This is a genomic window from Yersinia enterocolitica, from assembly GCA_002082245.2.
Lineage (GTDB): Bacteria > Pseudomonadota > Gammaproteobacteria > Enterobacterales > Enterobacteriaceae > Yersinia > Yersinia enterocolitica_E.
In genome coordinates this window covers 611,548-634,676 of sequence record NBTC02000002.1, presented here as the reverse complement: position 1 = coordinate 634,676, position 23,129 = coordinate 611,548, and the positions used below count along the sequence as shown (strand labels likewise).

Genomic DNA, 23,129 nt, shown 5'->3' with positions numbered 1-23,129 from the left:
ACCTGCAAATTTGGAGAAATCATTATGTTTAAAATTATAAAGTTTGGAGCGGTAGCGTTGTTGTTTACAATAGCAATCCCTACGTTTGCTTGTGTCTCTATGGGTGTTAGTCACACGTGTAATAAAGATTGTAATTCTTGGTCAGAGCCTTGGTACGCACTTTGTATATATGGTGGAGAACAACATCGATAGCTAATAAAAAGCCCCTGAGCAATTAACTCAAGGGCTGGAAAGTTGCCTGTTTTTCCCAACCGTTACTTCACATCAGTAAGGTACACTTAGCTTCTTTTGGAAAGTCGATAGTGTGGATCTGCCCAGCGCTCATGCGAATGAGCCCTCCAGTAATTACAGCTCCCACCAATAATTCAACGGCATTGCTGAGAGATACTATCCGTCCCGCGAGGGCATATCTCTGAAGAACTTGGGTACGGCATTGGTATCCAACTCCAAGAACAAGCAGACAATGGTAAACACAAAATAACAGCAATTAACATTCTCATAAATCACATCCCTATCATTTGTTAAGGGAATATATCAAAATATTAATAACCCATTTTTAAACGAACAGTGATTTACTTAAAATAAAAAGCCCCGGCGATTAACCGAGGCTTTGAGTTTGGTGCTGTGATAGCTGACCCTGTAACCGTACCAATGATAATGCAATCCTTGCACCAAGGTAACTATCACAGCACTATATAATATACAGTGCAATTATAAACAAACATTAAACATGACCAGTTTTATAGTGGGCATGACTCACAAAACAGCCCCCCTATAACTATTAACTCATGGGCTGGAATAGTTGCCAATATCTCATAGATATGATTACCAACAGAGAGGCGCACCGGGCAATTTTCCGTAGGGGTCTACGCATCAATTTATAAGCACGCCATCAGCAAGGTTACTTTTCAGATAATTCAGTCTACTAATGCAAACTCCAGAAAAGACAAAACCCCGCACAAAGGCGAGGTTTATTTGACTGAATAAGCGCTACTTCATAACCAACTCTTATCATACTAATACACTTTTTGCGGCCGCACCAACACTTTCATCATAAATTTCTGACTTCATTGTTGCAGGGTCCATTTCTAGGCAAACGTCTATCATCGACAAGCAACCATCAACAAATCCTTCGGCCATCTGCATGCTCACCCTGACGGCTCTTTCATCCCGTTTCTGCTGCTGAGCAATGGCCCGTTTTGACTGATTCAACACATAATGCCGTATAATCAGTTCGTACTCATCAGGTCGATATTGATTTAGTCAGGCAACCCGCTAACTGGAAAGGAATTATCTCTCGGCAAAATTGCCCGGCGAGACGCCATATCCCAAGCCATTGAAGCCAATAATTTCATTGAACAAAACTACACTCCTGTCGCGCTACTAGAAAAGCTCAAAGGCACGCAGGAGTACACACTGGCGGCATGGCTAAAACGATATGACGTCATCTATAAGCGCCGGGAATTGGCCGAAAACACCTATAAAGTTCGCAAGGGACAAATAGCCATGATCAGCGAAAAGATGGGCAACAGGGTGTTAGCTAAAATCAGCACGCGCCATATTGCAGAGTTTTTAGAGTTTTGGGTGGCACAGGACAAAAAAACTATGGCCGCTACTATGCGGTCAGTGTTGTCTGATATTTTCCGAGAAGCGATTGTCGAGGGCCATATAGATAATAATCCGGTGACACCGACACGCTCAGCTAAACCAGTGGTGAAACGTGAGCGCCTGGAACTGGATCAGTATCTCGCTATTCGTGAGGTCGCTGACACATTACCGGCGTGGTTTGGGCTATCAATGGATCTGGCGCTAGTCACTGGCCAACGGCGTGAGGATTTATCTCTGATGCGCTTTGACCAGATTGTTGATGGCAGATTACAGATAGACCAGGGCAAAACAGGAGCCATGATCTCCCTGCCCTTAGATCTTGAGCTTAAAGCCGTTGGCCTACGTCTTAACACCGTGATTGAACAATGTAGATTAGCCAGTAAGACTGATTTTATGATAAGTGCTGGCATCAGAAAAAATAGCCCTGATGGATCACTACATCCAGATAGCCTGACAAAGAAATTCGTAACGGCGAGAAAAGGAACAGATTTTCGTTTTGATGAGAGTCCGCCAACTTTTCATGAGATCAGAAGTTTAGCCGGACGATTGTATGAAAAGGAAAAAGGTAAGGAATTTGCGATGAAACTACTGGGGCATAAATCGGAGAAGATGACGAACAAGTATCTTGATACGAGAGGGAAAGAATACGTGATGCTATAAAAGACCGAATATCAGATTTCGATAAATTTCGATAAACAACAAAATTCACCTTTAAAATCAACAAATTAAAAAAAGACCGAATACGATTCCTAAAGGTGAGAATTCTTAATTTTATCCATATAAAACAATAAGATAACCAGAATCATGACCTTTAGCATACGTTTAATACCGTCTTTAAAAGATCAATATGATCATATAGTTATCATCTATTTCGAAAATGCTCGGGAAAAGTTCGGGCGCTAAAATGAGGAAAACATGACATCAACATTGTTTATAGTCTGCCTAATACTGGCCGCCGTAATGATCACTATCCACCCAGCGCTCTGTATTCCTTTTGTTATCGCTGCTTATTTGCTGGCAGGTAAAGGCGATATGCACATGGACAGTAATGCTAGTATCATCTTAGGTATCATCGGATTTATTCTGTTATTGGTTCTTTTCGTCATTGTGAATGACGCACTAAAATAATTATTGATACCGTAATATAGATTAATCGCTACTCAATCTGACAGTCAGCTAAGAGCTGTGAAGCACACGTGATGCCTTACAGTATATTGTAATTATTCAGGTAATCCCGTTGTACACTCAGGTAAATCTGTCTTGTAGAAATTGTTGGGCAGTATCAATTTCCTAATCGCTGGTCAACAACATTGAGTGAATAGTGGCATTGCGTTCTCATCGCTACATATTTACATGGAAAGATGAGAGCGTAGTGCCACCAAAATAAATAGCGTATTGTACTCATTACTGCATGAGTCGATGATTCTATTTTCTAATTATTTTGAATCCATCAACTCCATCTTTAGCAATTCCACTTTTAATAAATGACAATATCCCACCTTTTTTCGTTGGCCATGCATTTTTTAGCCTCTGGTCAATAAGGACAACATTTTGCCCTCCAGATAGTTTCGTTGCGCGAAAAACACATTCTCCGTAAGCTTTGGGATGCTTGACACCGTCAATTCCTGACAAACTAATTAATGCTTTACTTAAAGCCATCCCAACACCTATTACCAATGGAGGTAACCCATAACGAGTTTCTAATGCTTTATTTACTATATCAAGGGTCGTTGACAAGCAATCCATTGCTGCATCATGCGCATCATAAATAGCTTTATCAGGATTATTCTCATACCTTTTAAAAAACCCCAACACCCCGTCACCTAAGTATTCAGTAACTCCCCCATTATATATATTTATTGTTTTTTCTAATGCGGGAAGGAGTGCTGATGTCTCATAAAAAACACGCTGAATGCCCTCCAAATTAGAGTTATTATCAGCATTTAACATATGTTTAGTGGAACCTCTCATGTCAGCAACAATTGCGATAAATTCATCGACAATCGTGTCTCCATCTTCTACTATTTCATAGCCAGGTATCCGAGATGGTGCAGCATCCATAGCACTATCGCTAAATGAGTCCATCCCAACTGAACTTTTAGCTATCAACTGATAACCACCTTTTCGCCAGTGTTTTTCTGCTTGATCTAATGACCTGTCAACTAGTTCTTTAATGGCCGTAATGTCTTTATTATTCATGCTGACAACCCAATTTTAAATAGAAAAACCACCGATAAAAACATACCAAAAGCAAGCCATAATAAAGTTAAGTTAGTACATACCTTAACTCTCAGTGCTTTGACATTCCTTATTAGTGAAACTTTCATTTTTTCACTAGCTAATTCCGATAAAAGCTCAATTTCATTTTTCGGGAGGCTTTTCAAGTAATCTCCAACTGACTTTTCGGCCCGAACATCGTCGATTAAAAATAAGTGTTTCATTCCTATGAAAGGCATCCCACCTTTAAAAAAGGTATCATCAGGCATTACACCAATCATATGTTTTTGGATGTCCGTTATGGCGGAGAGGCTTTTAAAAAGGAAGTAAACAGATAAAAGCCAGACCACACCTACAAATATTGAAATTGAACCAAAATGATTTGGGGAAGCCCACAGAACTAATAAAGCTTTAGAAATACCATCAATTGCAGCTAAAGGAAGGAAGATCACTACAAAAAGGAAACCAATTTTGACATCTATTGCTCTAATTGTCGCCTGTGTATCATTAATAGATTGATATAAGAATTCTATTTTTTTTTCGTCCACTTGTTCAGCCTCAATTCACAACATGTTGAAGTTTGGGAAGGTTCCTATGTATTTAACCTCAAAAAGAAGATAAAGAACAACAGAATTGTCCACTTCTGACACTAAACCGACGGTCTGAATTGATTGTACCCATGTGAGGTTGCTATCGAGTTGGCAAGCCAAACCATCTATGATCATGGCAGCATTCCTTTGGTCAAAGACTTATTAATTAGGGAGTTCTTTCAAACTCCCTCTTAAATTACTTATTAAAGTACGGATTCACCCGTTCCACCGCCTGCTGTACTAGTTTGTTTCTGGTTGCCATCAGCCGGTCAATCTTCTCCCTTTTCTGATCCGCCGTTAGTATCCGGTCCCGCCTCATCATTTCAATCTGGGCATTCAGTGCTTTCACTTGCTTTTGCGTCGCTGTTAGCCCCTGACGCTGCGATAACTTCCCTCTATTTTCCTCTATCAATTCATTGGCATCATCGCCACGCCCCTGTTTACGGAAGCTGTTAATGGTACTGTTTATCTGATTGGCTTCAGTCATCATGCGGTAAAAATCTTCTGTGAACTGGGTAGACTTAGCCGGGTCTGAACCTCTGAAGAACGATTTAATCACCGGCATTTCATCCAGGCGCATGGCCGGGGTTTCGCCGTAGTCTTTCAGGTTACGCATGAGAAGATTCGTAGCGCCCATCACATAGCCGCCCAGGCTGCCGGTATACCCCATAACAATATGATCCAGCATCTTAGGTGACATATTGGTAGCCTGCCCAACTTCACGCATTAGCAGGCTGGTCTGATCATTATAACGAGCACCCGCAATCAAATTGCTGTCGGCCATATTCTCAATCGGACCACCTTTGAAGAAATCATAGTTAACATAGGCTTCAGCAATCGGCATGGCGACTTGCGGGATAGGGTTGAATGCCATGGTTTCCATAAAGTTATGCGCCACCAGTTTGCCAAATTTAGCCCCGGTATCTTTACCGCCCAGCGCACGAACAAATCGCTCTGGTAAAGTGCCAAACATCAAGCCAATTTCAAACGGTTTCGGGAAACGGATATGCTGCCCGCCAATCCACGCATGCCAATAGGTGTCTTTATCCCAGTCCTGTAGCTCCTCATAACGCTTATCGTCCCAATTTAGCGCCATCAGTGCCAGAGAGGCCGCCGTAATCATGCCGCCGCGTTTCAGCACTTCACGCGGGTTCTCTTTGATACCTCGGCCTAATTTACTCAGCCCCTGCATGCGGGCGTTGAAGAACGGCAGCATATCACTCAGGTTAATCATGATATTGCTGGCACCCATCATGCTAAAGTCCATCAAATCACGCGATTCAAATGCTGCCTGAGCCTTACTTTTTCCTGATTTAATTGCAGCTTCATAAGTGGCCAGCCGGTTAGCATTCTCCGCCGCTTCGCTGAGATTTTTATATTTATGCAAACCCTGTTCAATCTTGCCCATCACCTCTTTGCTGTTGCGGGCAATTGAGGATTCAAATTCTTGTATCTGACTATCGTTGTAACCTTTACGTCGTAGAACACTACGAATGGTTTTAGCAGTCGATGCCGGATCATAAACATTCGAATAACCACCACCAAAAGTGGCACCGGCAAACATCATATCCACCAGGCTATCATCAGTGCGTAATGCTTTTTTAAATCCGGCCCATGAAGCGGTAACAGGCTTAAAACCATCTTTGTTAATGGCCCATGAATGAATAGAGTCACGCATAAAGTTACGGATGATAAAGTCAGGCATGGATGTGGTGCTGACGGTCAGCACCTTTTTAGCCTGGCGGGCCGCTTTCATAAAGGTGGAATTACTGCGCTCAAGGTCAATCATGGTAAAGGCGCGATACAGTTCAGGATCATTAACCTGTACCAGTTTTTCCTGCCCATCAACAAACACCTTCACCACATCTTTGCCGATGCGCTCAAAGTCCATCTTGTTCGGTGATTCAATCACCTCCAGCACACCAGTATCAGCAAGGTTCACCACTGACCTGCGCATTGCTTCATTTTTCATCGAAGCATCGACCGATTTCGCCACGTAGTTAAACAGGTTTTCGATAGGATCCTTAATGGTCAAATCGCTGCCTTTTAACTTGCGCACGGTACTGCTCTGGTTAGCAATACCTTTGCTGGTCCACGGCCCCTTCACCTCACCATTTTCTGCTTCACGGTAATATGGCAAGTACCAAGCATCCTCCCACTGTGCGCGGCTTTCTGGATCAATCAATCCCATATCCTGTTGCAGATCCAGAATCGATTTAATAAAAGCATCATACTTTTTCTTCTGACCTTCGAATAAAGCCTCATTACCCCGGTTGAGGGTTTTCATATAAGCAATTTCGTCGGCATTAAAGTTGTTCTCTTTGCCCTCTTTCATCAGCCGTTCAGAGCGATGGCCGGCGATCCATTTAAAGAAGTTTTCCCGATGGTTTCCCAGTCCGTCGAGAATACCCATAAGAGCGTCCTCTTTACCGGTGCCGGATTGTCGCTCTACTATCCCTTCGGCTTTGTTATAGCGCGGCAAGCCATGCTCTAAAGTGGCAGCAGTAACAGAGCCTGCCCCGGCAGCCATACGCGCTCCAATGTAGGCAGAACTTCGTGCATCATTGATACCAGCCGCATCCTCGGCATACTTCAGCGGAGCCATGCCATCAAAGGTTTTAGTATTGAGTTTATGGCCGGTTTCTTTTAGCCAGGCTTTCAGTTCCGTTTTATCTTTGCTGGTCACGGTGCCGTAGAAAGTCCTTGCCTTATCAAACCACCCCTGCTCAACGTTAAAGCCCATTTTGCGGTTGGTTTCAGCATCCATTGATGGGTTAGCTGTGCGGGAGTAAAGTGCCTTATTCTTGCGAATATCGGTCGATGAGAGTATATTTTCAACTGAATCTTGATTTGGTGAACCGCGTTTGGGCAATTGAAGCTCTTGGGCCGTACCAGATTGGGATTCTAAACCCTGATAAGTGTTCTCCTTGGGCAATTGGAGCCCAACAGAACGAAGCTTATCGGGGTTTTGTTTTTCTCGGCGGTATAACGCTAAACCAGCATCCTCCATACCTTGAACTTTCGCCATGCCCCCCACTGTGCCGTACACTGAAGCAACTCGATTAACTTCCAAGCGCCCACGTTTTGCATTCATATGAATAGCAGTAACCACTGGGTTTCCGTTTGCATCATGAGCCTCCAGAAGAGCAACTACTGCGTTATCCTGTGTTGCTGAGCGATATACTGCTAACGGGTCATGCATCAGCTCAGGAAGCTGCTCAATGACCTCAGTCGGTACGTTGTGTTTTATTCCATTGGTCGCTTTACGTACCGTATCACGAGAAATTACCATCTCCACATTGGGAGCGCCAAGCGCACGGAGTACCGGCGGTGTTCTGCCTATTGAAACCGTTATGTCATCGGACCGTAACGAACGCATCGCTTTATCAAGCTCAGATCTATATTGTTCGGCTTCCACTGGTAATGGCTTGAGTGGGTCAACATCATCATGTTTCGAATACAGTGCGTCTGACCGAGAGAAAGTATTATCGAACTCCCGCGTCCCCGGCTGTTCGCCATCATACATAGCAGTCTTTTTGAAGCGCCCGGCGACCGTGCGCAGAATATTACGTATTTCCGTTGGGGAAATGTCATTCGCATTCATGATGCCCGTTTTCTTCAATCCATTGATCAGCACAGAAACAAAACGGTCCCACATCGCTCCAAGGCCGGTGAGTTCTGAACGCTCAGCCATGTGAGCCAAAAACTCATTAGCCTGCATTTCGAGAGACTCATTGCGGTATGATTTATCGACTTCCCGCCAAACATCCTGAATTTCTTTATTTTTGCTGTCACGCGTTTGATGTAACACACGCATGATACGATCATATTCCACATCGCCAATGACGGAAGCTAGCCCATGGTGTGCCAATACCTCATGACGTAATTTCGCCCGAAGCTCGCGGTCAGAAGTAATATTATCTGCTACCACAATCACCCGGCTGAGCTCTGGCTGATAGATAGCATGGACAACACCGAACTCTTTCGGGATCCCGCTCGGCATCATGGCTGCTGCTTCAGCTTGCGTTTGGACTACCTTAACTTTGATTTTGGCTGCACCATTCAAATTACGCACCCAAACATCAGCAATAACTTGGGCCCGCCCTTGCCGTATTCCCTGAGTGGGCTTGTCGCCAGCGGCCGTGTGACCACTATCTGAAATCACATTGCCTTTGCCAATGTCAGTACCCTTACGCGAATAGAAAGCGATACCTTTATCGGTTGGCTTGGTTTTGAGGGTTTGGAATAGGTGATCAAATGCCTGGCGCACGCCGCCATTTAATTCAGCTTCGGTTGGATAAGCATAGGTTTTAGGATTTGCGTGTTCGTCAGCTTTGCGCAGGTTAACCAGATAATCGTTAGTGATACCTTTACTCTCGGCTTTATCCAGCAGATAGCGTTCAAATGCTCGCGCTGACATTTCCAGTTTAGTTGTCCAATATGCTTTGCTTCGCCCACTGTCCAGTATTGCCGCCCGTTCCCTCATTCCACTATTAGTGACTTTCATGACTGCGCTCTTAAAGGCGTCATATACCTCTTGCCTGACCGGATGAGTAATCTCTTGCCTTTTACCACTGCTAAACTCATAACGAGGTCGTATACGATCGGTAATAAATTCAGATGAACGCTTACCGGACGACTCGCCATGGACATCATAGGTACCAAAATAGTTATCCAGTGCATGGAACCACTCATGCGCTAGCGAGCCTGCGCCATTACCTTTGGTTAGATTGATAACCACTTGCCCAGGCTCATAATGGGCTTTGGCCCCGCCCTTACCCCGAGCGCCAAATGCCAGCCCCAATTCACCATTGAGAGAGAGGGCTTTGGTCGGCACACTCAGTAATTCGGCCATATCGATCAGGGAGTCATAGGCGTCGTTTAATTCAGATTGACGGCGTGGCCCCTCAACATAGTTACCAAACTGCACACCTCGGAAGCCAAATGCATCACTAAATTGTTCAGGCGTCACATTGCCATTACGGCGTTCAATTCCTATCCGGGGCTCGTTGGTTAATTTGCGTTGTTCTTCTCGCGATGTTTTGCGTAATTTATCCAGTTTGGCTTCTATTTCAGCGCGATTCTCTGCCAGATAAGCGCGTGCTTCGGTAGGTGTTTTGAAGCCAGCTTTAAGCGGTAACACGCCCATGGCCCCTTTGTAGCCAATAAACACACTCTTGTCTGCCCGTCGGGTATAGATCTCTAACTTAGCCTGTCTAGGCGTTAACTGAGCCTGTTTAAGCGCGTCATCTCCTTTATCACTATTAATCTTGGTCTCAATAAATTCCTTGGCTTTGGGTAATAGCTCCGGCATTGAACCCGCTGAAATATCAGTTTTCATCCCTCCAGGGGTAACCAGCTCATATAGGGTTTTCCCACCGGGATAGCTCTTGCCATCAAAGTAAGTGTAATGGCCGGAACGAATTGAGTATTTTGACGCTTCGGCCATATGCTCAGGCTTAAACTGCGAGATTAAGTCAATAGCATCTGCGGCAGAACGTAAGGAGGACTTACTGCGGAAAATGGTTTTTATATCGTCAACACTCGCATGGCTATTGATAATGGAACCCGCTAAATCACGAACTCCCTTAACCTGTTCTGCCCACTGATTTAGCTTATAAGGGGAGCCCGGTTTAGTTGGGATAAATGAACGCAATGCTGCCAGCAATGCCAATTTCTCAGGTTCAATACCGTTTTCATGCATTTTGGCATAATCAGGATGGGGGAACAGTTTCGACAAAGGCTGCTTTTTAATTTCTTCGATATCATGTTCGGCTTTCAATGATTCAGCTAACTGGCCCCACTTATGCTTTGCTGCCCCCTTGAGTTCTTCACCAAAATCATCAATTTTCGTATCACTTTTTTTGGTTTGATGTGCAGACTCAGGTACAGGTAAGCGAACACCAAACCCCTTTCCTACCGGCTCAATCGTTGCACCCGGCATCTTTCCCCACTTGGAATACTTGGCCACCTTCTCACTGGAAAATGGTTGGCCGCCGTATAGTTTTAATTCACCGACTTGCTGCTCACCAGACGCCACAACGCCCTCATTAGAGGGCGCTGTTTTCGTATTTGCCGTTGTTGGCTCAGGTGGCAATCGCACACCAAAACCATCACCAACCGGTTCAATCACCGCCCCCGGCATCTTGGCCCATTTCGTGAATCTGGCTACTTTTTCATTGGGGAATGGCTTGCCGTGGTGCAATCTCAACTCGCCTTGTGGAGTTCCTGATTCAATATGCCCCTCTTTGGTTGATGCAATACCGCTATCAGTTGATTTTGCAGGTAATCGCACGCCAAAACCGTCGCCTACTGGCTCAATAACAGCACCTGGCATTTTTGCCCACTTAGTGAATCTGGCCACTTTCTCATTAGGGAATGGCTTGCCGTGGTGCAATCTCAACTCGCCAAGAGTTTCACCTTTTGCATAAGCTTCGGTACGTGCATCTATAGGGACACCACCAGCACGCTGACGCTGATCGGTAATCGCTGTTTCAGACTGCGCTCCCATCGCCTCAGTAAAGCGGCGCACATCTTTACGCTGCCCTCCCTCAAACTGCGGCGCTTTCCCTGACTGAACATCATCAGGATTAACTACAGGTCCATCAGCAAAGATGATATTTTTATCCGTAATGGCCTGCGGATCCGTTTGCCCATCGTAGGTATGGGTTTCTCTGACCGCACCTTGCTGCTCTGCCTGCTCCCTCGGCAAATACACTTGCCCACGAGTCTGTTCCCCGGCAGTGAATTGTGGCGCGGAACCCGCTTGAGGTTCATCACCTTGAATGGGTCCGGGCATTGGGAAACCTTCACCCGGATGAATATTACCGGGAGCTGGCAGGCGTGGAGTTCGCTGCCCCCGAATCTGATCAGCCTGCTGAAGTATCGACAACTCATCAGGTGTAAAGCCCTGCTCACCCGACTCCATTTGTTGCTGAATCAGATCTTGTGCGGTCGGTTGTGCCTCTGGCTCTGCAAGTGAACGCTGTACATCGCTATCATCAGCAAAGCCTTGTACCCGAGGATCCTGACGTAAGTAAGCTGGGGTATCGCGGAAATCATCAATTTGAGAGTTGGGTACACCATTTTCACTGACTGAGTTTTGTTGTACTGCCACTTCAGGGGAACTCTGATTTTCTGCCTGCGGTGTAACTTCCTGCTGTTGGGAGGGATCGATATTTTCAGATACGGGTGAACCGTCAGCATTAACGGGGTTTTCTGATGTTGCTTCTGCTGCTGACCTGCGGCCACGAATTCCACCGATAGTTCCCGCTGCGCCACCAATGCCAGCCCCTAGCACTGCATTATTAGCACCGGTTTCTACCACCCCTTTCATTGGGTCTATTTTCTGACCTGCGGTGTCAATTAACTGCTGATTTTGAACATAGCGCTGGGCTGCACCCTGAGTGAACTCAGTTCCACCTTCCGCCGCCGCACCTAATGAAGCCCCGGAAATAACACCAGAAGCCGCCCCTTTTTTGGTAAGCAAATTCAATAAGGTATGATCGCCCAATGTAGAGGCTGCAATGTTTATCGCTAGCATGCGCGGGTCTACCGTCACACTGCTGGCGGCCTGTTCTGCAACCTGATTGCGAGCTAGCGTTAATTTTTGTGTATCTGACAGTGCTGAGTTATTTGGATCCGAATCTATGGTTGAAAAGGCTTTTTGAAAAGTAGGGCTTTGCACTAACTGATCAAAGGGCAATGCATTGATCTCATCGCGCATTTCATTACCAGAAGAACCTTGTGCAGTACCTGCCATTATTCCGACAAATCCAGATTTTTGAGCCTGAATGCCCGCTTTAAGTGCTGTTTCTTTTGCCGTTTCTCTCGCTACAAATTCAGGTAACAGATTCTTAAGTTTCTGAAAAGTAAGTTCCTCAATACTTTTAGCGATGACCTTACCACCAAGTTTGGCAAATCCACCCACAGAGAACAGCTGAGAAAGTGTGGGTACTGCATTCATTACCCATGCATCTTTATCAAAAGCACCAGCACCAAGCTTCAGATTATCTTGAGAATCAGTTTCAATGAAAGGCATCTCTGCTGCCTGCTTAGCCCCCTCACTGTAATTAGACTTTATTTTATCAGTGACATCACCAGCTAAATTACTTATGCCAGCTAAGGCACTAACCCCAACTTTACCGAGTGCTTTAGGTAAATCATTACCAGGATTTTTTCGAATTACATTCAACAACTCAGGATCAACATCCAGTGATATCCTTGGTTTTTCGGTGGCTAATCTGTCCAATTTTCTATCAGCACCAACAACCATTTGGGATAATCCGTGAATAATTTCAGAAGGTGCTGTCGCTGCTGCGAAAGCAACATCTTTTAAACCTACACTAGGGTCATTCGCCTGCGGAGCTTTTGACTGCCGCCCAGCAGCTTCACGCGCTGCCCTGACGGCACCCCAGTCGAAACCAGTATTAGCATTCTCACCTGGTTGCTGGATATTGAGTGTTTCACGATTACTGTTATTGGTTTGCTCTTCTGGACGTTGTTGCTGCGGATCGTAAGTCATTGGGCGCTCCAAATTTCAGACGTAAAAAAAGCCTCATTGTGAGGCTGTTCGATAGTATTAATAAGGTCCGGTTGAGCGAGATCTTTAATCCGTTCATATTCAAGATTAAGTCTGTGTTTTTCCTTCTTTCGCGCATTCATCAATCGACTACCGATAGTCCCCTTAACCTTCGAAACATTTTCTTTTATGACAAACAAATGCTGCGCTTCTTCGCCGATTGCAAGACGGCGCTTTAGTTGCTCTGTCATCCAGTTGAAACCATTGATATACGCCTCTTTAATCGCTGTCGCAGGTTTACCGGTAAATCCCATAATTAACATCATGCAGCCATCACGGGTTATATTAAACATTGGCTGCATATCGCCATTTTTATCAATGAAATCAGTGGGCGCAAAATTGCGCTGGGTAAAATCATCGGAACATTTCAGGTTTCGAGTTGCCCTTAGAACATCTTTGTGACGCTTGCTAAAGCATTGAGCAACCTTAAGTGAGGTGGTTATCACTTTGTTCTCTGACATAACCACCATGTCTCGAAAATCAAATTGTGGGATGACTACCATTTGTTTGTTCATTGGCACTTCCTTATTAGAAATGAACCTTTGGCGCATAGGAAACCAGCCCATCGAGGCGTACCAACCGTACTGGCTCCTCAAAGGCTCATTTCTAATCAGGTTCGATGATTTGAAGCACATGCGTTGTGCTGGGGAAACTGGAATAAAAAAAAACCGGCAGGCGAACCTGTCGAGGCTAGATTTCGTGCATAAAAAAACCGAAGGGCTTTTTAAAGCTCACTTCGGCATCTTTGGATAATTTAGCGCGTTCCGTTTGGCTAAGCAAGATTATAAATTGCAAATATCTCATACTACAATTGACGATACAGACTCCAATATTTTATAGTCTCAATTAAAAGCAATACAGTCAGTAATATTCGGTGTTATACATGACCGAGTATGCTTCTGTTACTCTGCCATCAGGGTATATGTCTTTTATTTTACAGGATACAGGGTTACCATGTGAATCTATCGTACAGTCTCTTGTTGTTGAAACTTCAAGCTTATCATTAATGTAAGTTTTCGTTTCATAGTTAAATGTATTTATTGCTTTAGCATCAAATTCAGTCACTATTTTATTCACGAAATTCTCTTCATAACTTACGTCTAAAATAGGATATCCACTTTCGTCATACTCGTAATGTTTTCTTATTTTCCCACTTTCTGATATTTTAACATCCGTTACAAACCCTTTATTATTCAGTAGTGTTTTAACATCTCCATTCATAGTTTGCGTAATGTTGCATTTCTCATTCAAAATTAACTTTTTTTCTTTGGTATTACTATTAATATAAAAATTACCATCTTTAACGTAATCCGTATCTATTTCTGATATTGGAGTGCGGACCTTTATTGAAGTAAAGCAGCCTTTCTCATCAATATTTGCATGAGCTTCAGAAATAACATTCCCATTGGCATCCAGCATTTTTTGACTGAGTGATTTAACAGGTCCATGTAACGGGTCTAACCCAAATATGTTAGAGATGCTTGCAACATTCGGCGTAAAAACTAAAGATTCATTATTCCTATCGCAGGCACTTAATACCACAATCAGGGTGCAGACACTTATAATCCGTTTCACTATGCACTATTCCTTATAATAAGTAGCTGATTACATAATATCAGGAGTCGCTAAGAATAATAAGAAACATATTTATTACTTTGCCGCTCGACTATAAACTTCTCGTAACTGCTGCGCAGTAAAGCTATCACCAGAAACGAGTTTTTCCTGGGTGGTACTGTTTGTAGCCCTCTGCTGCCTTCCTTCCCTTTGTTTCTGTTTCCATGCCACAAAGGCCTGCTGATCCTGTGGGCTATTCAGATCGGGAACTTCACCAAACTCTTTTTGGTACTCACCCGCAAATGCTTCCAACTCTGCCGGGTCAATACCTGATTGATTTTGCGAACTACGTCCCCCGCCAACACCGTAGAGTTCCGAGGCCTGCTGACGGCGTTGCTCCGAGTTGCTCTTAATCTCCTGTTTTGCAGCAGTCAGTTGTTTTTCATCCATCATCGCACCATCTTTATTCAGTGCAGCCAGTTGCTTACCTTCATCTTTGCTAATATCCAGCAGTTCTTTACGATAGCCCTCACTTTCCTGACGCATAGCGGCTTTATCTGGCGGATTAACCATGCTGCCAATGAACTTGGCCCTATCTGGTTGGTTAAGCTGACCAACCATCTGGCTGTAACCTCTGACTTTATTCATAAACTCATCGATAGGGATTTTAGCTACCTGGTTATCATTCACATCAGCGGAACCGAATTGAGTCATAGGTTTGTTGGCGGTTGAACCATCGCTATAAGTGACTTTCAGACCGGGAATAACAAACTTGCCATCTTCACTGATACCAATATGAGCCAACTCTTTGCTCTTAATCTTCTTCCCTGACTCTGGATCGACTTCATCAATATTGCGTTCAATATAGGGGGCCAGCACAGTATTCATCGTTTTTAATACTTTCGGGTCGTTATAGTTCATTTCCCCGGAAAGCACCTTCGGCATAATCTGGTTAATCTCCATCACATTATCAATTGCTCCCTGACCAAAGAAACGCGAAGGGTGAAGCGGGTTATCCTTTGAAATTTGCCCATACAATTGAGGGTCAACCTGACCGGTGGTTTCAATTTGCTTATACAGCGCCTGAACAACCGGCATTTCTTCTTGCATGCGCTGCTGCCGCTCAGCTTGAGAACGTTGGAAATTAAACTCGTTCTTACGCATATTGAGTTCCTGCGCCCGCATCCCCAAGCTGGCATTCGCTGTTCGCTGGTTGGCTTGTGCTAAGCCATAATTCTTATTCCACTGCTCATCACCCACGCTATCACGCTGTGATTTATATTGATGATCACGATTGTCCGTTTCTTTGCGCCAGTTAATCTGATCCTGCGCCAGACCATAGTTACGGTCAGAGTCCTTAACCTGTTGTTGTTGTGCCGCATCCCGCAAACCCAGTTCACGGTCACGACTGATAGCCTGATCCGCAGTATTGAAGCCTGCCAAGAAGCCGTCTGCTAAACCTTGTACGCCCATAATAATGATCCTTTAGAAGAAACTACTTGCCAGCAAACCTACTGCGGCACCAATATGATACCCATGGATTTGCGCAGATGTTCCATTGTTGGCGGTATACGGCCACTGCCGCCGCACTCGTTGCATATTTCGGGATGAGGTCGCAGAGTTTTACCGGCACCGTGACAGCGGGGGCAAACTTGCGTTATCGCCGCCTGCTGATTAGCCCATGCCCGTAGTGCACCACGTTCGGTTTTGATTTTAGACTGAAGGGTTTTTATTTCGTCTGCCAGTAATACGATAGTGCCATCATCAAGTGCCTGGGCTTTATCTCTTTCCAGCAATTTGATTTGCTGCTGTAGCCCATCAACGACTTTTCTGGTCATTCCAGTCCGAGATCCGTAACGTCGCAGTAAAGTTGCAATTTGCTCTACCTGCGCAGGGAGGTTTCTATCCAATACCATGTTCAGCGCTAACTGGCAGGCAGCAATGGCTCGGGGTGGATGCGGTCGTTTATGCAGCCACACACTAATTGCGGCCCGTAAGCGTTGCTCTGCTTTGCTTTGCAGTCATTGCGGTATTTGGTCATCAAAATATCGAATCCGACAGGGTGTATATGCTGGCAGGTAGCAAAAGTGCCTAATATCTGATCTTTGGTCAGAATTGCACGACCTCTGCCAATGTTCAGCGATTCAATGCTGACGCAGCGCGGATCATGCATTTTAATAAGTCGTTCAATTGCAGTGGTCATTGGTCAGTCCTCAAAGGTTATTAAAATAATATTCTATATGTAAATAAATTTTTATTGAATACATTTAAATTTCTTTCGGATATAACTCTAACTCAGACCATACCTTTCTATATATAGCACCCAAAATTACTTCATCAACTATTTTATTTATTTTATGATAGTATTCAACGACGATATCAATTTCTTTTTCAATAGAATTCCCTTTCTTACTTGGTAAAATTAAAAAATTGTCAAAAAACATCCTTCCATGTTGGTCTGAGGCTAGCCAGGCTGGTAGCTCGTCTCCCGTTAATGAGTACTCAATATAATTAACGTCATAACATACGATACAATCTCGCCCTCTTGACATGTACTTATCAGTATTTGAGAAATAATCCTTCAAAGAAGTAATTAGTTCATTAAGTGGATATATTAACTCGCCGCCCTTAGGAAACTCATTGACAACTGTAATTTGAATTACTTCATTAGTCGTCACGTCATTAAAATTATTTGGCATGGCTACTTTGCTAATATCATTTACAATGACTTTTTTTCCTAATAATTTCACTATTTTAGATAATATTGTCAGCCCCATATGATAACTTAAAACATATCTATCTGTATCAGCATTACTCCTAAAGTTCGAATTCTCAACTATATATATAGACTCTTCGCCATTTATATATTTACCTACCACCACCCCACCTAAAGAATATTTTTCCCACCCTTCGTATTCAACCCCAAGCATTCCTTTTATAAAAAATGCAGTAACGGCTTTCTTTTCATCACTGGCAGAGGAATAAATAAGAGCATGATTATCATCTATAACACGCTTCAATATATCCCCAAGCTCACCTAGTCTATCTTTCCTCACTTTATCTCTATTAACTGTTAGCCAATAACCAGAATCTTTACTAAATATATTCATAGTAAAAGCAATCCCTCTGGATAAAACATTATCTTCAACATAAGTATCTTTATAATACACTTTGCCATGTGAATTTTCTAAGTCTACATCAATTAATACATCTACACCTAGTTTATAATCAGTAATTACATTATCACTTTTATAAAGTCTTTTAACGCCGTCAACAATAGTTTCATTATTAAAACAAAGAGGAATAGTAGAGTTTTTAAATGCTTTATTTATCGCATTAGAAATATAGCTTTCAGTTACAGGTATATCGGTATCAACTAAAGGATCATAATTGTAGATTATGGAGTCCATTGACTCTACCATTGAAACTGAGTTAGGTATTTTTTCTTGCTTTATCTCTAATGTAACAGATGTTCCTTCAAACCATTTATTATCAATCACACGAATCCAAACACTAGGTATCCTTGAGCCATTTTTAATTAACTTTATTTCGTAACAAAGATCTCCTCTTTGCCTTGTCGTTATTAACATTTTCTCAACTGAATCAAAAACACTTTGGATGCCTATTCCAAAATACCCTGATGGTTTTGCCCACTCTTGCATTGAGTTAATTATTTGACTTTTTAAAGATTTATTAATAGAACCGACAACCGTAAGCTTTTTTATATCATCCAAAGACATTCCAATACCATCATCTTTTATTTCCAATTGATATATATAATGACTGTCAATATCTTCCTTTTTAATTAAATTAATATTTATACGTTCGTTACTTATTTTCCCGTAGAAAAGATCCCTTTGTTCATGTTGTTGCAAATTATCTAACTCTTCTTTATGACTCATTTCCTCCCAAACTTTATAATATACTGCATCCATAGAATTTTGTATAAGCTCCCTTATATATGAGAAACGACTCTCATATAACAACTGACTTGTTAAATAATTGTAGATCCTCCCGCTATCAAGAGTTATCGTAGGAACTTTACCATCTAATGTAATAAAATCCAGCATTACACAATTAATATCATTAACTGTGGGTAACGCGGAGTAATCAGAACTTGGAACGATTTTATTCCAATGTCTTTTCTGAAAATCAAACTCTGATTTTATGTAGTCAAACCAAGATTGCTGCACCTTAAATACATCGTAATCCCTGCATTCAGCTCTGATACTTATTACGGAACTATCAATATATAAAGATTTTATTGATTCATGTTTTTCCTTATGGTGCATTGAACTGCAAGGTATACAACCTATATTTTTTAATAAGGTCGGACAAAACCGCCCATCATCTATATCGAGCAAATCACCTATTCTTAATAATGCGGAAACATATCGTGGATGAGCGTAGTCCTCCGAATCCATCCCATCATTTACATCAGGTAAAATCAGTATAGAGTTTGAATCTTTCCCATGACTAGCACATATACTTGCTAGAATAGAAATTAAACGGCGAGGGATCAGTGGAGTTCTTGGCGAATCTACACCAATCTTTATTGGATTATTAACATGTTCCTCTGATCTAGAAGCATGTTTCGCTCTATAATAATCAGCTAATATGAATGTAAGATATTGAGAGTCATCAAATAATTTTTCAGCATTACCTGCCGTAACACCTTCGAGTATACTTTTCGCATATTCACTAAATTCATCATTACCTTTTGATATTGTTTTTAAGTGAATAATGAAATTCTTATCACTTACTAGTTGTTTTTTTTCTTCATAATTTATAATCATTCCACTATCATGCCAATAACATGATTCTAAAATCAACCAGCAGTCAGTTGCAGATAGTAACTCTATATTAGGTGAAATTACTTTTTCAATCTGTGAAATAATTGTTGATGAATGACTTTCGTCATGAAGACTAAAATTTGGGAAATTATTTGACACTGTATTCAAAGCTCTAGATAACAGTCTCTTATCAAATTCCCACTGGGCTAACAATGGAGCGTAACTCTGGTTTTCCGCAGCAAGAGTTCTTAATCTTCTCTCTATTCTCATTATAGACCCCAATATAGTTCAAAATAATTACGATGCCAATCAAGATATGCTTTACTTCCCTCAAAAACGTTAATCTTTACAGTTAAAGGTATATTTAATTCAGTGATAGCGTCGTGTATTTTTGGATCATTCCTAATAATCATATAGCCGTCACTGGTAAAGCTTATATATCCCTTATCAAATAATACATCTACATGTGGAGCTAGCATTAGTCCATTATAAGGGTCCAATCGCTCCTCATCTGAACTATCCCGCCAAGGTTTAATATGACTCGCCCTAAGTAACTCAGGCATAGATACGCCTGTAACAGGGCACTGAGGATAGAGGGCCAGCACATTTTGCCGGAATAAACCTTGCCCCACGCGAGCCTGGATCAATCGTTCTGCTGTCGTGGGATCGCCAAGTTTATGAGCCTTGATTTCAGCAATATCCTTTTCAATTTCTTGATAATCAGAAGTATCGTTTTGTTGTATTAAACTGTCTGAATGGCATAGCTTTAACAGTAAATGGCCTAGCTCAGGGCTGATTTTTGACAAGTACATCTCATTACCATTGCCATTAAGTGGTTTTATTGGCGAATGCGTTTCAGGTAATAACGGAGCAATTTCCCCGAGATGTTCCTTTGGCGAGATTGGCGTATTTAACGTTGTAAACTCAACATCAACCTTCCACCCTTGGTTATCCCAAAAGCTGTCAAACGCAGGAGGTTGAATGGCGTCATAGCACTTTGATTTAGCGACGCCGACAGCGCCTATTTTAGTAAATGCATAGGAAAATATTACGTCGCCAGGATTGACCAATTGCAGCGTATCGTAAGCTGGTCTTGGTTTTCCGTCTTTTGCTCGACTTGGAGCCCAGATAAATCCTTCTTTACGCGCAATTTTGAATGTTTGTTTGTGATTAACCCAAAAGAATTGCTGCTCTGCCGTTTTATTGCTCATGATTATCTTACAAAAAATTTATTTGTAGATAAATTACAGCTCAAACCATGCCTTATCAACTAATGTAACGAAATATTAACCGTCCGTGATTGAAATCACAAAACCATTAATTACATCACGTTACGCTAATCTAAAATATAATAACAAGCTGCGATTAATGAAAGTTGAACTATGGATATAAAATACTATTAAAAAGTCCTAAGCATCCATTTTTATAATTAATTTAGGATAAGTAATATTGAATCTGTGCTTGGGTGCGTTTAAATCCATAACAAACTTTAGCTGCATATCCCGCTATCGTTAGCCGAGATATCCTCATTGCGGACAGTTCTGACCTGTTTCAGCAGCCCATGACGGACAGGACTAATTTCACGCAGGCGTGCGCTTATAGCGGTCTGGGTATCACCTTCACCGGGGAACATCTGGGATAATAATTTTTCGAGATCGCGCAGGGTCCGCCAGTCAGCACCACTGGCGGCACTGATCACGCGGTTTAACTGGCTGTTTGCATCACTCAGCAGTACCCAGCAAGCCCAGAACTTCAGCAGATCCAGATAAACGGATTGCAGCAGTTGCCCGCCAAAAGATGCGTGGTTGCAGTAAGTTACCTCGCGGCGTGCGTTAAGCATTAATTAGCAGGAAAGCAAAATAAACCATCGGAGCTACAACTTAGGCTGTGGCTCTTTTTTTTACCTAAAAGGAACCAATATGAGCAATTTACCAGCAATTAGTATGAAGCAGATTGAATCTTCCCAGATCCACAGCATCGGCCATGACCCAGTTAGCAACACACTGGCGATTCGCTTTAAGTCGAAGGGTGAGCCGGCGGCCCTGTATCACTACCGAAACGTGTCCGCTGATGATTACACAGCCTTCTCCGGCGCTGAATCAATTGGCTCCCACTTCTACCGCAATATCAAGCCAGATACCGAGCGTTATCCATTCCAACGTATTAACGAAAAGAAAGATGGCGAATAAGAGATCTTATCTTGGCCCTGATCTTCGGGGCCTTTGGCTGCGCTGCACTCAGGTTTAACTCGCGAATATTGGGCGGTCAACGTCTATCGTTTATTCATTAAATTGAGTAGAATATCTTAATAATTGATGGCTATTTTAGGCGGTCTAATGAATGATCTGTTGAAGTCAGTGAAAGAAACCATTATCGATAGAATACGAAATCCATTTTTCTTTTGTTTTATCCTCTCTTGGTTATACTTCAATTGGCAATCAGTACTAATTATTATTCTCAGCAAGAAACCGATTGAAGAGCGGATTACTACTACCCTCGCTGGAAAACTTGACCCTTGGCATCTTGACTCTCTTATCTATCCAGCCATTTCAGCTTTTATTATTGCGGTTGCATTCCCTTATCTTGGTGTAGCTATCCGCCTCCTTCATATGCAGTATGACAATATTTCTGAAGATTTTGTTAGAAAACAAAAAACTCGAGCCTATGAAACAATTAGCCATGTTGCACAATCAAAAGTTCAAAGCGACAATGCTGAGGAGTTAGCAAAAGCAGAAATAGCTACGAAATTAGCTGATGAAGAAGAATCACAGCTTAAGTCAAAACTAAATATGGATGCATTAAGTACCCATCATGAAATATTAAGCCTCTCTATAGTGACACTTGAAAAGCAGATTAAAAGTGCAAATGAGACGATATCTACCCTCAGTGAAAAATCAATAAGTCTTCAAAATGAAATAAATGAAAGCGAAACTATATTAGTTGGTCTCAAGGGTAAAATAAAAGAATCAAATAGAAAGGAGGGACAGTCCACAACCAAACAAAGAAACATTACTGTAGCAGAGGCACTCGGATCTCCTGCATTCAAAGATGGGAAATATTTAGCCAGTAAAGAAATTATGTCTCAGGTTTCAGCATTGTATAATCCAGCTTCTGACCTACCCAACAACCTCAAAGAGTTAATCAAAATAGCTGAATCCCCTGTTGCCAAACAATTAGGCTCAATACTTAAAAGTGATCTTAATTTTGGTAACGTTCCAAAAGAGTTATTTGAAGGAGCAAAACTAGGGGAGAAACTAAATGTAGCTAATTGGGGTATGGGTAAAGAAATCTCAGCCATTCCAACAATCATAAATTCGCCTAGAGATACTGACCCAACTGAAAATTAGGAGGATTCAGATCCCCCGGCTAAAAATGATACCTAACCAGCATATTATTTAATACCCCCCCTTTAAAGGCCACTTATGTGGTCTTTTTTATTATATAAATAAGAAAGGCCTATGAATGAATACAACTATCAGCGAATGGTTGAGCAATCGCTGGAACAGTATGACCGCCTATTAATTTCGGATCCTGATGAGCAAGAGGAATTAGGCAAGAGGATTGAGTTTTTACGCCGTCATTCAAAAATGCTCGGCGCTTTTAAAACCGCTGTCAAAAATGGCTGCTTTATTGCGGGTGCAAGTACCCATTACCTTGCAGCACTTACCGAAACAACCGCTATGGAACTCTATCTGGATGAGGTGCAGGAGGAAATATTTCTCCGTGTTGCCAAAGCAGAAAGAGCCATGGAGTTAGATGCAACACAAAGCACCCTCATAGACTAGG

The 23,129-nt window shown here is 42.5% G+C and carries 14 protein-coding genes and 4 pseudogenes; 7 read left to right on the top strand and 11 right to left on the bottom strand.

Going from position 1 to position 23,129, the window contains the following annotated elements:
* Positions 1-1,011 precede the first annotated feature (1,011 nt).
* The gene (locus tag A6J66_004200) at positions 1,012-1,233 is read right to left on the bottom strand and encodes a hypothetical protein (protein ID PNM23465.1); all 222 of its coding nucleotides are present in this window, start codon (positions 1,231-1,233) and stop codon (positions 1,012-1,014) included.
* A gap of 72 nt (positions 1,234-1,305) precedes the next feature.
* On the opposite strand from A6J66_004200, the pseudogene A6J66_004195 reads away from it, so the two are divergent.
* The 3 genes and pseudogenes from A6J66_004195 (at position 1,306) to A6J66_004185 (ending at position 2,736) form a co-directional block, all read left to right on the top strand.
* A pseudogene (locus A6J66_004195) lies at positions 1,306-1,395 on the top strand (hypothetical protein).
* A 48-nt stretch (positions 1,396-1,443) separates the two neighbouring features.
* Positions 1,444-2,268, top strand: a pseudogene (locus A6J66_004190) (integrase).
* Between the two features lie 255 nt (positions 2,269-2,523).
* Positions 2,524-2,736, top strand: coding sequence for a hypothetical protein (locus A6J66_004185; GenBank protein PNM23464.1), 213 nt, complete (start codon positions 2,524-2,526; stop codon positions 2,734-2,736).
* Positions 2,737-3,033: 297 nt separating this feature from the next.
* On the opposite strand, the gene A6J66_004180 is transcribed toward A6J66_004185, so the two are convergent.
* From A6J66_004180 to A6J66_004165, 4 genes are all read right to left on the bottom strand, one after another.
* On the bottom strand, positions 3,034-3,807 hold the full coding sequence (locus tag A6J66_004180) for an adenylate/guanylate cyclase (protein PNM23463.1): 774 nt from the start codon (positions 3,805-3,807) through the stop codon (positions 3,034-3,036).
* On the bottom strand, positions 3,804-4,373 hold the full coding sequence (locus A6J66_004175; protein PNM23462.1) for a hypothetical protein: 570 nt from the start codon (positions 4,371-4,373) through the stop codon (positions 3,804-3,806). Before A6J66_004175 ends, A6J66_004180 begins: the two co-directional genes overlap by 4 nt.
* Before the next feature lie 238 nt (positions 4,374-4,611).
* On the bottom strand, positions 4,612-12,939 hold the full coding sequence (locus A6J66_004170; GenBank protein PNM23461.1) for a hypothetical protein: 8,328 nt from the start codon (positions 12,937-12,939) through the stop codon (positions 4,612-4,614).
* Positions 12,936-13,511 (bottom strand): Rha family transcriptional regulator, encoded by a 576-nt coding sequence (locus A6J66_004165; GenBank protein ID PNM23460.1) that lies wholly within the window; start codon positions 13,509-13,511, stop codon positions 12,936-12,938. Before A6J66_004165 ends, A6J66_004170 begins: the two co-directional genes overlap by 4 nt.
* Before the next feature lie 19 nt (positions 13,512-13,530).
* On the opposite strand from A6J66_004165, the gene A6J66_004160 reads away from it, so the two are divergent.
* Positions 13,531-13,749, top strand: a complete 219-nt coding sequence (locus A6J66_004160; GenBank protein ID PNM23459.1) for a hypothetical protein — start codon at positions 13,531-13,533, stop codon at positions 13,747-13,749.
* Between the two features lie 108 nt (positions 13,750-13,857).
* Here A6J66_004160 and A6J66_004155 read toward each other — a convergent pair whose 3' ends face one another.
* The 6 genes and pseudogenes from A6J66_004155 to A6J66_004130 form a co-directional block, all read right to left on the bottom strand.
* Entirely contained in the window at positions 13,858-14,571 is a 714-nt protein-coding gene (locus tag A6J66_004155) for a YnfC family lipoprotein (GenBank protein ID PNM23458.1), read from the bottom strand.
* 75 nt (positions 14,572-14,646) lie between these two features.
* Positions 14,647-16,023: a hypothetical protein gene (locus tag A6J66_004150; GenBank protein ID PNM23457.1), complete on the bottom strand. Its 1,377-nt coding sequence runs from the start codon at positions 16,021-16,023 to the stop codon at positions 14,647-14,649.
* Positions 16,024-16,076: 53 nt separating this feature from the next.
* Positions 16,077-16,753: pseudogene (locus A6J66_004145) on the bottom strand (hypothetical protein).
* A gap of 64 nt (positions 16,754-16,817) precedes the next feature.
* Entirely contained in the window at positions 16,818-19,613 is a 2,796-nt protein-coding gene (locus A6J66_004140) for a hypothetical protein (GenBank protein PNM23456.1), read from the bottom strand.
* On the bottom strand, positions 19,613-20,554 hold the full coding sequence (locus A6J66_004135; protein ID PNM23455.1) for an HNH endonuclease: 942 nt from the start codon (positions 20,552-20,554) through the stop codon (positions 19,613-19,615). The genes A6J66_004140 and A6J66_004135 overlap by 1 nt, the downstream gene beginning before the upstream one ends.
* Before the next feature lie 278 nt (positions 20,555-20,832).
* Positions 20,833-21,069 (bottom strand): annotated as a pseudogene (locus A6J66_004130) (hypothetical protein).
* 193 nt (positions 21,070-21,262) lie between these two features.
* Between A6J66_004130 and A6J66_004125 the strand changes: the two are divergent.
* The 3 genes from A6J66_004125 (at position 21,263) to A6J66_004115 (ending at position 23,128) form a co-directional block, all read left to right on the top strand.
* Positions 21,263-21,532, top strand: a complete 270-nt coding sequence (locus A6J66_004125; protein ID PNM23454.1) for a KTSC domain-containing protein — start codon at positions 21,263-21,265, stop codon at positions 21,530-21,532.
* A 147-nt stretch (positions 21,533-21,679) separates the two neighbouring features.
* Positions 21,680-22,690: a hypothetical protein gene (locus A6J66_004120; GenBank protein ID PNM23453.1), complete on the top strand. Its 1,011-nt coding sequence runs from the start codon at positions 21,680-21,682 to the stop codon at positions 22,688-22,690.
* Between the two features lie 111 nt (positions 22,691-22,801).
* Positions 22,802-23,128 (top strand): hypothetical protein, encoded by a 327-nt coding sequence (locus tag A6J66_004115; GenBank protein PNM23452.1) that lies wholly within the window; start codon positions 22,802-22,804, stop codon positions 23,126-23,128.
* The last annotated feature ends 1 nt before the right edge of the window (position 23,129 follow it).

Excerpts from the sequence above, each read along its gene's own strand:
- A6J66_004115 (PNM23452.1), top strand. The coding sequence starts at position 22,802 with ATGAATGAATACAACTATCAGCGAATGGTTGAGCAATCGCTGGAACAG.
- A6J66_004185 (PNM23464.1), top strand. The coding sequence starts at position 2,524 with ATGACATCAACATTGTTTATAGTCTGCCTAATACTGGCCGCCGTAATG.
- A6J66_004140 (PNM23456.1), bottom strand. The coding sequence starts at position 19,613 with ATGAGAATAGAGAGAAGATTAAGAACTCTTGCTGCGGAAAACCAGAGT.
- A6J66_004165 (PNM23460.1), bottom strand. The coding sequence starts at position 13,511 with ATGAACAAACAAATGGTAGTCATCCCACAATTTGATTTTCGAGACATG.
- A6J66_004135 (PNM23455.1), bottom strand. The coding sequence starts at position 20,554 with ATGAGCAATAAAACGGCAGAGCAGCAATTCTTTTGGGTTAATCACAAA.
- A6J66_004180 (PNM23463.1), bottom strand. The coding sequence starts at position 3,807 with ATGAATAATAAAGACATTACGGCCATTAAAGAACTAGTTGACAGGTCA.
- A6J66_004120 (PNM23453.1), top strand. The coding sequence starts at position 21,680 with ATGAATGATCTGTTGAAGTCAGTGAAAGAAACCATTATCGATAGAATA.
- A6J66_004170 (PNM23461.1), bottom strand. The coding sequence starts at position 12,939 with ATGACTTACGATCCGCAGCAACAACGTCCAGAAGAGCAAACCAATAAC.
- A6J66_004150 (PNM23457.1), bottom strand. The coding sequence starts at position 16,023 with ATGGGCGTACAAGGTTTAGCAGACGGCTTCTTGGCAGGCTTCAATACT.
- A6J66_004125 (PNM23454.1), top strand. The coding sequence starts at position 21,263 with ATGAGCAATTTACCAGCAATTAGTATGAAGCAGATTGAATCTTCCCAG.
- A6J66_004160 (PNM23459.1), top strand. The coding sequence starts at position 13,531 with ATGAACCTTTGGCGCATAGGAAACCAGCCCATCGAGGCGTACCAACCG.